8 protein-coding genes are annotated in these 13,524 nt (G+C 68.3%); 2 read left to right on the top strand and 6 right to left on the bottom strand.

From position 1 onward, the window contains the following. Positions 1-4: 4 nt before the first annotated feature. The 6 genes from ACZ50N_RS11020 to yajC all read right to left on the bottom strand — a co-directional run bounded on the left by ACZ50N_RS11020 (position 5) and on the right by yajC (position 8,190). The gene (locus ACZ50N_RS11020) at positions 5-2,380 is read right to left on the bottom strand and encodes a RelA/SpoT family protein (RefSeq protein ID WP_046365073.1); all 2,376 of its coding nucleotides are present in this window, start codon (positions 2,378-2,380) and stop codon (positions 5-7) included. 51 nt (positions 2,381-2,431) lie between these two features. Next, positions 2,432-2,980 (bottom strand): adenine phosphoribosyltransferase, encoded by a 549-nt coding sequence (locus ACZ50N_RS11015; protein WP_046365072.1) that lies wholly within the window; start codon positions 2,978-2,980, stop codon positions 2,432-2,434. Next, on the bottom strand, positions 2,962-4,626 hold the full coding sequence (locus ACZ50N_RS11010) for an ABC transporter substrate-binding protein (protein ID WP_464475349.1): 1,665 nt from the start codon (positions 4,624-4,626) through the stop codon (positions 2,962-2,964). The genes ACZ50N_RS11015 and ACZ50N_RS11010 overlap by 19 nt, the downstream gene beginning before the upstream one ends. A gap of 15 nt (positions 4,627-4,641) precedes the next feature. Continuing rightward, positions 4,642-5,925, bottom strand: a complete 1,284-nt coding sequence (secF, locus tag ACZ50N_RS11005) for a protein translocase subunit SecF (RefSeq protein WP_464475348.1) — start codon at positions 5,923-5,925, stop codon at positions 4,642-4,644. Between the two features lie 3 nt (positions 5,926-5,928). Then, positions 5,929-7,752 carry a protein translocase subunit SecD gene (secD, locus tag ACZ50N_RS11000; RefSeq protein ID WP_464475347.1) on the bottom strand — a complete coding sequence of 608 codons (1,824 nt, stop codon included), beginning with the start codon at positions 7,750-7,752 and terminating at the stop codon, positions 5,929-5,931. A 93-nt stretch (positions 7,753-7,845) separates the two neighbouring features. Then, on the bottom strand, positions 7,846-8,190 hold the full coding sequence (gene yajC, locus ACZ50N_RS10995; RefSeq protein ID WP_046364856.1) for a preprotein translocase subunit YajC: 345 nt from the start codon (positions 8,188-8,190) through the stop codon (positions 7,846-7,848). 277 nt (positions 8,191-8,467) lie between these two features. Here yajC and gabT point away from each other — a divergent pair, with 277 nt between their 5' ends. Together gabT and car are read left to right on the top strand one after the other, a co-directional pair. Further along, positions 8,468-9,811 (top strand): 4-aminobutyrate--2-oxoglutarate transaminase, encoded by a 1,344-nt coding sequence (gene gabT, locus ACZ50N_RS10990; RefSeq protein ID WP_464475346.1) that lies wholly within the window; start codon positions 8,468-8,470, stop codon positions 9,809-9,811. Between the two features lie 217 nt (positions 9,812-10,028). Next, a complete protein-coding gene (gene car / locus ACZ50N_RS10985) occupies positions 10,029-13,523 on the top strand; it encodes a carboxylic acid reductase (RefSeq protein ID WP_464475345.1) in 3,495 nt (1,164 codons plus the stop codon). Position 13,524: the final 1 nt, after the last annotated feature.

The raw sequence follows: 13,524 nt of genomic DNA, 5'->3' as shown, positions 1-13,524 counted from the left end.
GCCGTCAGGCCGCGGAGGTGACGCGGTAGACGTCGTAGACGCCCTCCACGTTGCGCACCACGTTCAGCACGTGCCCCAGATGCTTGGGGTCACCCATCTCGAAGGTGAACCGGCTGATCGCCACCCGGTCATTCGACGTCGTGACCGACGCCGACAGGATGTTGACCTTCTCGTCGGCGAGCACGCGCGTCACATCGGAGAGCAGCCGGTGCCGATCCAGCGCCTCGACCTGGATGGCGACCAGGAACACCGACGACGGGGACGGCGCCCACTGCACGTCGATGATGCGCTCGGACTGCGTCTCCAGCGAGGCCGCATTCGTGCAGTCGGTGCGGTGCACACTCACCCCACCGCCGCGGGTGACGAAGCCCATGATGACGTCTCCGGGCACCGGGGTGCAGCACTTGGCCAGCTTGGTCAGCACCCCGGGCGCCCCCGGCACCGACACGCCGACGTCGTCGCTGGTGCGCTGCCGCACCGGCATGGTCGCCGGCGTCGACCGCTCGGCCAGCTCGTCGGCCGCCTCGTCATCGCCCCCGATCTGGGCGACCAGCCGCTGCACGACGTGGCGGGCCGACACATGGCCCTCACCGACAGCGGTGTAGAGCGAGGACACGTCGAGATAGCGCAACTCGCGCGCCAACGCCGCCATCGTCTCCGCATTCATCAAGCGCTGCAACGGAAGTCCACCGCGGCGCACCTCGCGCGCGATCGCATCCTTGCCTGACTCCAGCGCCTCTTCGCGACGCTCCTTGGCGAACCACTGCCGGATCTTGGCCTTGGCCCGCGGCGACACCACGAACGTCTGCCAGTCCCGCGACGGGCCCGCGTTGGCTGCCTTCGACGTGAAAACCTCGACCACTTCGCCGTTTTCGAGTTTGCGCTCCAGCGCGACGAGCCGGCCGTTGACGCGTGCCCCGATACAGCGGTGCCCCACCTCGGTGTGCACCGCGTAGGCGAAGTCGACGGGCGTGGACCCGGTGGGCAGCGTGATGACATCGCCCTTCGGGGTGAACACGAAGATCTCCTGCACCGCGAGGTCGTACCGCAGCGACTCGAGGAACTCGCCCGGGTCGGCCGCTTCCCGCTGCCAGTCGAGCAGCTGTCGCATCCACGCCATGTCGTCGATCTCGGTGGCGGTGTGGCTCTGCGGAACTCCGTTGCGGCCCTTGGCTTCTTTGTAACGCCAGTGCGCGGCGATGCCGTACTCGGCGGTCTTGTGCATGTCCGTGGTGCGGATCTGCACCTCCAGCGGCTTGCCCTCCGGCCCGACGACGGTGGTGTGCAGCGACTGATACACCCCGAAGCGGGGCTGGGCGATGTAGTCCTTGAACCGGCCGGCGATCGGCTGCCACAGCGAGTGCACCACACCAACGGCGGCGTAGCAGTCGCGCACCTCGTCGCACAGAATCCGGACGCCGACGAGATCGTGGATGTCATCGAAGTCGCGGCCCTTGACGATCATCTTCTGATAGATCGACCAGTAGTGCTTCGGCCGTCCCTCGACGACGGCGTTGATCTTCGACGCATTCAGTGTGGCCGTGATCTGGGCGCGCACCTTGGCCAGATAGGTGTCGCGCGACGGCGCACGATCGGCGACCAGCCGCACGATCTCCTCGTACTTCTTGGGATGCAGGATCGCGAACGACAGATCCTCGAGCTCCCACTTCACCGTCGCCATACCGAGCCGGTGAGCAAGGGGCGCAATGACTTCCAGCGTTTCGCGGGCCTTGCGCGCCTGCTTCTCGGGCGGCAGGAAGCGCATCGTGCGCATGTTGTGCAGCCGGTCGGCCACCTTGATCACCAGCACCCGCGGATCGCGGGCCATCGCGATGATCATCTTGCGGATCGTCTCGCCCTCGGCCGCGGTGCCCAGTGCCACCTTGTCGAGCTTGGTGACCCCGTCGACCAGATGGCCGACCTCGGTGCCGAACTCCTGGGTCAGCGCCTCCAGCGTGTAGCCGGTGTCCTCGACGGTGTCGTGCAGCAGCGCTGCGATCAGCGTGGTGGTGTCCATGCCGAGTTCGGCCAGGATGTTGGCCACCGCGAGCGGATGGGTGATGTACGGGTCGCCGGATTTGCGCAGCTGATCGGCGTGCCGTTCCTCGGCGACGTCGTAGGCCTTCTGCAGCAGGGTCAGGTCAGCTTTGGGGTAGATCTCCCGGTGCACCGCGACCAGCGGCTCCAGCACCGGGTTGACGGTGCTGCGCTGCGAGGTCATCCGGCGGGCGAGGCGGGCCCTGACCCGTCGCGAGGCACTGGTCGCCTTCGTGGCCTCGGTCCGGGGCAGCTCCATCGGCTGCGTCTCCGGCCCGGCCGGCACCGGCGGGGTCTGCACAGCCTGGTTCGCGCGCGGATCTGCCTGGATCTCGTTGGCCATGCTCACCTCCGCTGATCAGCTGCTGTTGGCAGGATATCCGGTTGCCTGAACTCACACGGTGTGTAGAGCCGTCACCGGCAACGGTTCCAGGACGGACCGGCCGCCCAGGGCGGCGAGTTCGAGCATCACGATCGCGCCGCTGACCGTCGCCCCCGCTGCCGTGAGCAACTGATGGGTGGCCGCCAGTGTTCCCCCGGTGGCCAACACGTCGTCGATGACCACGATCCGGCGGCCGGCCAGCTCGACGCCGTCGGCCGGCACCTCCAGCGTGGCCGACCCGTACTCCAGTGTGTAGGTCTCGCTGATCACCGGCGGCGGGAGCTTGCCGCCCTTGCGGACCGCCAGCACACCGATGCCGAGCGAGATCGCCACGGCGCCCCCGAGCAGGAAGCCGCGCGCGTCGACGCCGGCCACCAGATCGGCCCCGCGGGCGATGTCGGCCATCGCAGCGCTGACCTCGGCCAGTCCCCGGGCGTCGGCCAGCACCGGCGTCAGATCCTTGAACAGCACGCCCGGCTCCGGGAAATCGGGCACCTCGCGCAGCAGCGAGGAGATCACCTGGCCGACGTCACGCGTCTGACTCACTGACTCAGCTTCCATCGGTCCATGTTCCATCCCGCGCCCCAGCGCGTCGGATTGGCGCTCACTGCGTACATCTTCGTCGACGCGAGCAGGGTGCGTTGCTGACGGTACAGCGGCAACGTGGGCATGTCGCCCCACAGGATCGGGCCGGCCTCGGCGAGCAAGCGGGCGATCTCCTTGGGGTCGGAGGTCACCGCGAGCGTGGAGATGATGCCGTCGATGCGCTCGTTGGCATAGCGGGGCAGGTTGTTCCCGTCACCGCTGTACAAGGTGTAGGCGTCGATCGCCGACGAGCCTGACGAGCCACTGCCCGTCGCCCCGCCGGTGCTGGCGATCAGCACGTCGATGGCGTTGTCGCGCAACGCCTGTGGGCCGACGTTCTCCCCCGCTGCGTCCTGCACCGTGATGCCTGCGGGTGCGCACGCCTTGGCCATCGCCCCGACCGCGGCCGCGAGCCGGGCGTTGGGTGACTGGTATCCGATGCGCACCGTCAGCGGCTGGTTGCCCAGCGCGGCGCGGGCCGCGTCGGGATTGCCCGCCGCGAAGTCGTTGACCTGGGGGGTGGCCTCCGCGCCGGAGTAGGCATCCTCGGCCGCGGCGTTGAGCCGCGAGTTGGCCGGCGGCACCGACGCGTTGCGGGCGATGACATCGCGCGGGGTGCACAGGGCGACGGCGCGACGGGCGGGCACCGGCGCCAGCGGGCCCTGCGGGGCGAAGATCAGCTGCTCCACACCCGCCGACGCCGAATCCGAGCGGGTGTAGTCATCGGGCAGGTTCAGCGTGCCCGCCGAGCCTGCGGCGATGTCGACGACGTCGTAGGCACCCTCGTTGACCCTGTCCTGCAGATCCGGGCGGCGCGGCCACACGGTGATCTTCGCGGTGACGGGCTTGGTGCCCCACCACTTGTCGTTGGCCACCAGCACCACCGCGCCGTCACCGGTGACCGACTCGATGCGGTACGGCCCCGACGACGGGAAATGCTTGAGATCCAGGTCCGGGGTCAGGTTCCACGTGGTGTTCCACACCTGCGCGATGCGCTCGATCGCAGGCCCGTCGTTGCCCAGCACGGCCCTGGTCACCCCGCCGTCGCCGAGCCCCAGCTCGTCGGCGATGACGTGGGAGGGCATCAGCGACGTCGCCGCGAACAGCTGCCCGTAATCGGTGAACGCCCGATCCTGGGCGAAGCTGACGCGGGCCTTCTTCTGCCCCGGGGTGCAGTCGATCGTCGCGATGTCGGTGTACCCGGCGCGGCTGGCCGCGTCGAAGGTGGGGAATCGACCCGACTGCGCGGCCCACGCCAGCACCATGTCGTCGCAGGTGATCGGTTTGCCGTCGGAGTAGACGGCCTCGGGCTTGAGCTCGTAGTCGAGCACCAGCGGGCTGCGACCCACGACCGCGATGGTGCCGAAGTCGTGGTCGCCCACGATCTGTCCGTCGGGTCCGTGGTAGTTGAACCCGGTCAGCACCCGGGCGAACGCCTGCGCACCGCCCGATGCGGCGCCGGTGACCGTGTTGGTGTTGTAGGTCGGGAGCGTGCCGTCGATCGCGTAGTCGATCGAGTCGGCGGCGTCCGACGAGCACGACGACAGTCCTGACGCGCCGACCACAGCGGCGACGATCGCCGAAGTGACACGGATACGCCACGCACGGGAGCGGTGGGCCATCGGACCTACCGCTCCCTAGCGCTTTCCGGTGCTTCGCTTACCCGACGGCCGGCCCGTCCGACTCGACGTCGGCCGGATCGGCCGAGCGCCCGGGGCGGGCTTGTCCGGCGGCGGCCCGGCCGGCGCGGTGACCGCTGCCGGCTCGGGGTCGACGGTGGGTGTGTCGGCCTCGTCCTCGAAAGTCGCCTCTCCCGCGCCTGCCTTGGCCGCCACGGTCTTGCGTCGGTTGAGCACACGCCGGGTGTGCTTGCTGACCAGGTCGGTGCGCTCCCGCAGGCTGACCAGCAGCGGCGTGGCGAAGAAGATCGACGAATAGGTACCGACGATGACGCCGACGAGCTGGACCAGCGCCAGGTCCATCAGCGTGCCGACACCGAGCAGCCACACCGCGATGACCATCAGCGCGATGATCGGCAGCACCGAGATGAGGCTGGTGTTGATCGACCGCATGAAGGTCTGGTTGACCGCGAGGTTGGCCTGTTCGGCGAAGGTCCTTCGGGTCGTGTGCTCGAAGCCTTCGGTGTTCTCCTCGACCTTGTCGAACACGATCACCGTGTCGTAGAGCGAGAAGCCGAGGATGGTCAGCAACCCGATGACAGTGGCGGGCGTGACCTCGAACCCGACGAGCGCGTACACACCGGCCGTGACGAGCAGGTCGAACACCAGGGTCAGCAACGCGGCGGCTGCCATGTACCGCTCGTAGCGCACGGTGATGTAGACGGCGGCCAAGACCAGGAACACCACGAGGGCGAGCAACGCCTTCTGGGTGATCTGACCGCCCCACGTCTCGGACACCGCGGAGTCGCTGATGACCTGCTTGGACGGCTGGCCGTCGGCGCCCTTGGGCTGGAACTGGTCGAACAGCGCGTCGCGCAGCTTCTCGGTCTCGTCGTTGCTCAGCGTCTCCGACCGGATCTGGAAGGTCGCCGAGTTGCCGCTGCCGACGACGACCACCGACTCCGGCGGCTTGCCGATGGCGTTGTTGAACACCGTCTCGACCTGTGAGGTGGTGGCCTGCCCGTCACCGCGCGGGAACGACACCTTGGTGCCGCCCTCGAAGTCGATGCCGAAGGTGAAGCCGCGCAACACGATCGCGGCGAGCGCGATCAAGACGATGATGCCGCTGACCGCGTACCACAGCTTGCGGCGACCGATCACCTCGAAGGCGCCGGTACCGGTGTAGAGGCGGACGAAGAAGCCGTGCTTGGGCGCGTCGGCGGCGCTGGCCTCGAGGTCGGGCGCCTCCACCGCGGTGGACTCCACGGCGCTGCCGCGTCGATGTGAACTATTGCGTGCCATGCGTTATCCCCGTCCCGCCGCGTGTGCGGCCGCTCGGCGTTCGCGCGCGATCTGCTGAACGGCTCCCAGCCCGTTCAGAGACGGCTTGGCCATGGTCGGCGACTTGGACGCGAAGTACAGCAGCGGCCACGTCACCAGGAACACGACGACGACGTCGAGGATCGTGGTCAGGCCCAGCGTGAACGCGAAGCCCTTCACCTGCCCGACGGCCAGGAAGTACAGCACCGCCGCGGCCAGGAACGTCACCGCGTTGCCCGACATGATCGTCTTCCGGGCGCGCGACCAGCCTCGTGGCACCGCCGACCGGAACGATCTGCCCTCGCGGATCTCGTCCTTGATGCGTTCGAAGAACACCACGAACGAGTCGGCCGTGGTGCCGATACCGATGATCAGACCGGCGATACCGGCCAGGTCCAGCGTGTAGCCGATGTACCTGCCCAACAGCACCAGGATCGCGAACACCATCGCGCCCGAGGCGATCAGGGACAGCGCCACCAACATGCCGAGCACCCGGTAGTAGAGCAGCGAGTACAGCAGCACCGCCACCAGACCCACCGCGCCGGCGATCAACCCCGCACGCAGCGACGACAGACCCAGCGTGGCCGACACCGTCTCGGCCTCCGACGACTCGAAGGACAGTGGCAGCGACCCGTACTTCAGCACGTTGGCGAGTTCGCGCGCCGAATCGGCGGTGAACTGGCCGGTGATCTGAGTGCGTCCGCCGGGGATCGCCTCATTGATGACGGGCGCGCTGACCACCTTGGAATCGAGCACGAACGCCGTCTGCGTGCCGACGTTGGCCGCGGTGAAGTCCGCCCACGTCTTGGCGGCGTCGCTCTTGAACTCGACATCGACGACGTACTCGCCGCGCTGCTGATCGAGCCCGGACGTGGCGTTCGCGATGCCCTCACCGCTGATGATCGACTTGTCGAGCAGGTAGACCTCTTTGCCGTCCTGCGAGCAGGTCACCAGCGGCAGGTTCGGGTCGTCGTTACCGGCCAGCACGTCGTCGTCGCCGCAGCGCGTCGCCTGGAACTGCAGCGCGAGGATCTGGATGGCCTGCTCGGAGCTCTGCCGCAGCCGTTTCTCGTCCTGGATGCGCTGCGCCAGCGGCACGTTCTTGCCCCCCGGCGCGGGCGGCGCACCCGGGGCGGGCGAGGTCGTCGGCTGTGCTGGGTTCGGTGCCGGATTCGGGCTCGGGCTGGGTGCCGGCTGCTGCGGGAACGGGCGGGGCTGCGGAGCCGGCGCGGGTGCGGGTGCGGGCGGCTCCAGCGGCGGCAGGCCGGGGATGTCGGCGTCGGGACCCCCCGCGGGCCCTCCTGCGCCGGGTGGCAGACCGGGCACGGCCGCACCGGGCGGTAGACCGGGAACCGCACCCGGAGGCGCACCGGGAGCACCCGGAGGTGCACCGGCGGGTCCCGCCTGCTCGGGTTGCCCCTGACCGGCAGCCGGGATCGCGTGGATGACCGGGCGGATGTAAAGCCGCGCGGTCTGACCGAGGTTGCGCGCCTCGCTGGTGTCGTTGCCAGGAACCGTGATCACCAGGTTCTGGCCGTCGATGATGACCTCGGACCCGGACACCCCGAGGCCGTCGACGCGCGCGCTGATGATCTGCTGCGCCTGATTGAGGGCATCGCGCGACGGCGGTGAGCCGTCAGGGGTGCGAGCAGTCAGTGTGACGCGCGTACCGCCCTGCAGGTCGATACCGAGCTTGGGCTCGGCCTTCTTGTCGCCGGTGAGGAACACCAGCAGGTAGGCACCGATCAGCAATGCCAGGAACAGGGCCAGGTAGCGGGCAGCATGCACCTGCGTCGAAGACGATGCCACGTGTCTACAAACTCCTCGGGGTCAGGTCGTCGTGCACCGCGACGGCGCGCAGTGACCCGCAAAGGGTACGTGCCGCTGCTGATGCGTCAGCTGTCAGTCTCGGGGTCGCTCGGTCAGCTCGGTGGCACCGGAGGCGGGCTCGGCCGGGAAGTCCTCGTCGGTTGTGTCGAGCTCGTCGTCGTCGGAGGTGATGCGATCACGCACCGCCAGCTTCATCCAGGTGGTGACGACACCCGGCGCGATCTCGAGCTGAACCTCGTCGTCGGTGATACCGGTGATCCGCCCGCGCAGGCCCGAGGTGGTGTGCACCTCGTCGCCGATCGTCAGCGACTCGTGCAGGTCGATGGTGGCCTGCATCGCCTTCTTCTGACGCCGGGACGCGAAGTACATGAAGGCGCCCATGATGATGAGCAGGGGCAGGAAGACGAACAGGTCCATGGCAGCAGTGTCTCTTCTGTTTCGTTGCGGTCTGTTTTCTCGGCAGCCCCTCCATCGGAGGGCCGCACACATGAAGGAATTCGTTGACCAGTGTGCCATTGCGGCCGCCTCGCTTGCCTTCCCCCGCCGGACGGCCCCGCCTGCCGACGGATTTCGTCGCCGAACGGGACGCCCACCACCGAACCCGGTGAATCAACCCCTAGTTCTCGACGGATCGGTGGGGGGACGGACTAGGCTCGGGAGGTCAACGGCCCCACGCAATCAGGAGGTACCTGAGTTGAGCGCTCTCGAACAGAGCCGCCACCTCGCCACCGCCATCCCCGGCCCGCTCTCCCAGGAGCTGATCGCGCGCAAGACGGCGGCCGTGGCGAACGGCATCGGGAACACCATGCCCGTCTACGCGGCACGTGCATTCGGCGGCATCATCGAAGACGTCGACGGCAACCGGCTCATCGACATGGGCTCGGGCATCGCGGTCACCACCGTGGGCAACGCATCGCCGCGGGTGGTCGAGGCCGTGCGCGAGCAGGCCGCGCAGTTCACCCACACCTGTTTCATGGTGACTCCGTACGAGGGGTACGTCGCGGTGGCCGAGGCGTTGAACCGGCTCACCCCCGGCGACGGCGACAAGCGCTCGGCGCTGTTCAACTCGGGCTCAGAGGCCGTCGAGAACGCCATCAAGATCGCTCGCACCTACACCGGCAAGCAGGCGGTCGTGTCGTTCGACCACGCCTACCACGGCCGGACCAACCTCACGATGGCGCTGACCGCGAAGTCGATGCCGTACAAGCACGGGTTCGGCCCGTTCGCCCCGGAGATCTACCGCGCTCCGCTGTCCTATCCGTTCCGCGACGCGGAGTTCGGCGGCAAGGAGCTCGCCACCGACGGTGAGCTCGCCGCCCGCCGGGCCATCACGATGATGGACAAGCAGGTGGGCGCCGCCAACCTGGCCGCGGTGATCATCGAGCCCATTCAGGGCGAGGGCGGTTTCATCGTGCCCGCCGAAGGGTTCCTGCCCACGCTGCTGCAGTGGTGCCGGGACAACGGCGTGGTGTTCATCGCCGACGAGGTGCAGACGGGCTTCGCGCGCACAGGTGCGATGTTCGCCTGCGAGCACGAAGGCATCGTGCCCGACCTGATCGTGACCGCCAAGGGCATCGCGGGCGGCATGCCGCTGTCCGCGGTAACGGGACGCACCGAGATCATGGACGCCCCCCACGTCGGCGGCCTGGGCGGCACTTACGGCGGCAACCCCGTCGCCTGCGCGGCGGCGCTGGCCACGATCGCGACGATCGAGGACGACGGCCTCGTGGCGCGCGCTCGGGAAATCGAAGCCTTGATGAAGGACCGGCTCGGCCGGTTGCAGGCTGAGGACGATCGCATCGGCGACGTGCGCGGGCGCGGCGCGATGATCGCGGTCGAGCTGGTGAAGTCGGGCACGCTGGAACCCGACGCCGAGCTGACCAAGAAGCTGAGCACCGCCGCACACCAGGCCGGGGTCATCGTGCTCACGTGCGGCACCTTCGGCAATGTGCTGCGCTTCTTGCCGCCGCTGACGATCAGCGACGAGCTGCTCAACGAAGCCCTCGACGTACTCGTGTTGCTGCTGCGCGACATGTGATCCCATTCACTGGCTAACAGCTCGACCCGCCCCAGTTGTGACGTGGACCACGTTTCAGCTGGGGCGGAGTGCTGTTCGCAGCCCGCTGCGGCAATTCACAGCAATCTGACAGGTCCAGAATGCCGATCCTCGGAATACGCTTAGTTTTACTAACGTAGTTTCCTGGTGGGCGCGCGATTCGCGCCTGACCGACCACTTTGCTTTCGAAGGATTACTGATGCCGACTGATACCCGAGAAGAACGACTCGCCCACCGCATCGACGATCTGAGCGCCACCGATCCCCAGTTCGCCGCGGCCCTCCCGGACGAGGCCATCGCCGAGGCCATCGAAGACCCGCAGCTGCGCCTGCCGCAGATCATCGCCACCGTGCTCGACGGCTACGCCGACCGGCCCGCTCTCGGCCAGCGTGCCGTCCGGCTGGTCGCCGACCCGCAGACCGGGCGCACCGAGGCCCAGCTCCTCCCCCACTTCGACACCATCACCTACGGCGAGCTGTCGACTCGCATCCACCATCTGCTCACCGCGTTGACCGACGTGGACCCCGGTGACCGCGTCGCGATCCTGGGCTTCACCAGCGTGGACTACACCGTGATCGACACGACTCTGGTGCTGCGGGGTGCGGTGTCGGTGCCGCTGCAGACCAGCGCCCCGGCGGCCACCCTGCGGCCGATCGTCGCCGAGACCGAGCCGGTGGTGTTCGCCGCGTCCGTCGACCATCTCTCCGATGCGGTGGACCTGGTCGCAGACGCCGAGTCGGTGGGCCGCCTCATCGTCTTCGACTATCGCGCCGAGGTCGACGACCACCGCGACGCCATCGCCGACGCGCGCGCCCGCCTCGCCGACGCCGGCCGCTCGATCGAGATCGTCACGCTGTCCGAGGTGCTCGCCCACGGCGCGACATTGCCTGCGGCACAGCCGTTCACCTCACCCGACGACGATCCGCTGCTGCTGCTGATCTACACCTCCGGCAGCACCGGCGCGCCCAAGGGCGCCATGTACCCGGAGCGTCTCATCACCAACGCCTGGCGCCGGTCCGGCCGCTCGGCATGGGGTGGCGAGCAGACCACGCCGTCGATCACGTTGAACTTCATGCCGATGAGCCACATGATGGGGCGCGGCGTTCTCTACGGCACCCTGGGTGCCGGCGGGACCGCGTATTTCGCTGCGCGCAGCGATCTTTCGACCTTTCTCGACGATCTGGCACTGGTCCGGCCGACACAGCTGTCCTTCGTCCCGCGCATCTGGGACACCATTGCCGCCGAGGTGGCCAAGGAAGTCGACCGTCGGCCCGACGATCTCGCCGACGTGTATGCCGACCTCCGGCAGAGTCTTCTGGGCGGCCGCCACGTGATGGCGATGTCGGGCTCGGCGCCGCTGTCACCGGAGATGCGGACCTTCGTCGAAGACCTCATCGACATCCACCTCACCGACGGCTACGGCTCCACCGAAGCCGGCGCGGTGTTCGTCGACGGGCAGGTGCAGCGCCCGCCGGTGATCGATTACAAGCTCGTCGACGTCCCGGATCTGGGCTACTTCACCACCGATCGTCCGCACCCGCGCGGCGAGCTGCTCGTGAAGTCCGAGACCCTGTTCCCCGGGTACTACAAGCGACCCGAGGTCACTGCCGAGATGTTCGACCCCGACGGCTACTACCGCACCGGGGACGTGGTCGCCGAGACCGGACCCGACCAGCTGGTCTACCTCGACCGCCGCAACAACGTGCAGAAGCTCTCGCAGGGCGAGTTCGTCACGGTCTCCAAGCTGGAAGCGGTGTTCGGCGACAGCCCGCGGGTCCGGCAGATCTACGTGTACGGCAACAGCGCCCGGTCCTACCTGCTGGCCGTCGTCGTCCCGACGGAGGACGTGCTGGGTCGCGACGACGCGAAGGCGCTGATCGCCGAGTCGCTGCAGGACGTCGCCCGAGCAGCGGGCCTGCAGTCCTACGAGATCCCCCGCGACTTCCTGATCGAGCCGACCCCGTTCACGCTGGAAAACGGCCTGCTGACCGGTATCCGCAAGCTGGCCCGGCCGCGACTCAAGGAGCACTACGGCGAGCAGCTCGAGGCGCTCTATGCCGAACTGGCCGACGGGCAGGCCGACGAGATGCGCACCCTGCGCGCCGACGGCGCCAACCGTCCCGTGCTCGAGACCGTCGGCCGCGCCGCGGCCGCTCTGCTCGGCACCGCGGCCACCGACGTGCAACCCGACGCCCACTTCACCGATCTCGGTGGAGACTCGTTGTCGGCGTTGACATTCGGCAACCTGCTGCGCGACATCTTCGACGTCGAGGTGCCCGTCGGGGTGATCGTCAGCCCCGCCACCGATCTGGCATCTCTGGCCGCCTACATCGAGGCCCAGCGACAGCCGGGCGCGAAGCGGCCCACCTTCACCGCCGTCCACGGCGCAGGTGCGACCGAAGCACGCGCCAGCGACCTGACGCTGGACAAGTTCATCGACGCCGAAACCCTCTCTGCTGCACCGTCATTGCCAGCGCCCAACACCGAGGTTCGCACCGTGCTGCTGACCGGCGCCACCGGGTTCCTGGGCCGCTACCTGGCCTTGGACTGGCTGGAGCGGATGGACCTGGTCGACGGAAAAGTGATCTGCCTGGTCCGCGCCAAGGATGACGACGCCGCACGGGCCCGCCTCGACGCGACATTCGACAGCGGCGATGAGACGCTGCTCGCCCACTACCGGGAGCTGGCCGCCGATCATCTCGAGGTGCTCGCCGGCGACAAGGGCGAAGCCGACCTCGGCCTGGATCTGCAGGTCTGGCAGCGCCTGGCCGACACCGTCGACCTGATCGTCGATCCCGCCGCGCTGGTCAACCACGTCCTGCCCTACAGCGAGCTGTTCGGCCCGAACGCCGTCGGGACGGCAGAGCTGATCCGCCTCGCCCTGACCACCCGCCAGAAGCCGTTCGCCTACGTCTCCACCATCGGCGTCGGCGCCGGCATCGAACCGGGCAAGTTCGTCGAGGACGGCGACATCCGCCAGATCAGCGCGGTGCGTCAGATCGACGAGAGCTACGCCAACGGCTACGGCAACAGCAAGTGGGCCGGCGAAGTCCTGCTGCGCGAGGCGCACGATCTGTGCGGGCTGCCGGTCTCGGTGTTCCGCTGCGACATGATCCTGGCCGACACCACCTACGCCGGGCAGCTGAACCTGCCGGACATGTTCACCCGACTGATGTTCAGCCTTGTCGCAACCGGGGTGGCGCCGGAGTCGTTCTACCAACTCGACGCCGACGGTCAGCGGCCACGCGCCCACTACGACGGGCTGCCGGTCGAGTTCATCGCCGAGGCGATCTCGACCCTCGGTGCCGCGGTGGCTCGCGAGTCGAAGAGCGGGTTCGAGACCTACCACGTGATGAACCCGTACGACGACGGCATCGGCCTCGACGAGTTCGTCGACTGGTTGATCGAGGCCGGCTACCCGGTGCACCGGGTGGGCGACTACGCTACCTGGCTCGCCCGGTTCACCGCCGCGATCAACGCGCTACCCGAGCGCAAGCGGCAAGCATCGTTGCTGCCGCTGCTGCACAACTACCAGCGGCCGGAAATCCCGATCTCGGGCTCCATCGCACCCACCGACCGGTTCCGGACGGCAGTGCAGGAGGCCAAGATCGGGCCCGACAAGGACATCCCGCACATCACTCCCGCGGTGATCGTCCAGTACGTCAGCAATCTGGAGTTGCTGGGCCTGCTGTAGA

The organism is Mycolicibacterium obuense, assembly GCF_055397605.1.
Note: the sequence above shows the minus strand (reverse complement) of the source record. Positions and strands in the feature narration are given on the sequence as shown.

Bases quoted from the DNA above. Each gene is read 5' to 3' on its own strand.
- ACZ50N_RS11010 (WP_464475349.1), bottom strand. From the start codon at position 4,626: ATGGCCCACCGCTCCCGTGCGTGGCGTATCCGTGTCACTTCGGCGATC.
- car (WP_464475345.1), top strand. From the start codon at position 10,029: ATGCCGACTGATACCCGAGAAGAACGACTCGCCCACCGCATCGACGAT.
- yajC (WP_046364856.1), bottom strand. From the start codon at position 8,190: ATGGACCTGTTCGTCTTCCTGCCCCTGCTCATCATCATGGGCGCCTTC.
- secF (WP_464475348.1), bottom strand. From the start codon at position 5,925: ATGGCACGCAATAGTTCACATCGACGCGGCAGCGCCGTGGAGTCCACC.
- ACZ50N_RS11020 (WP_046365073.1), bottom strand. From the start codon at position 2,380: ATGGCCAACGAGATCCAGGCAGATCCGCGCGCGAACCAGGCTGTGCAG.
- ACZ50N_RS11015 (WP_046365072.1), bottom strand. From the start codon at position 2,980: ATGGAAGCTGAGTCAGTGAGTCAGACGCGTGACGTCGGCCAGGTGATC.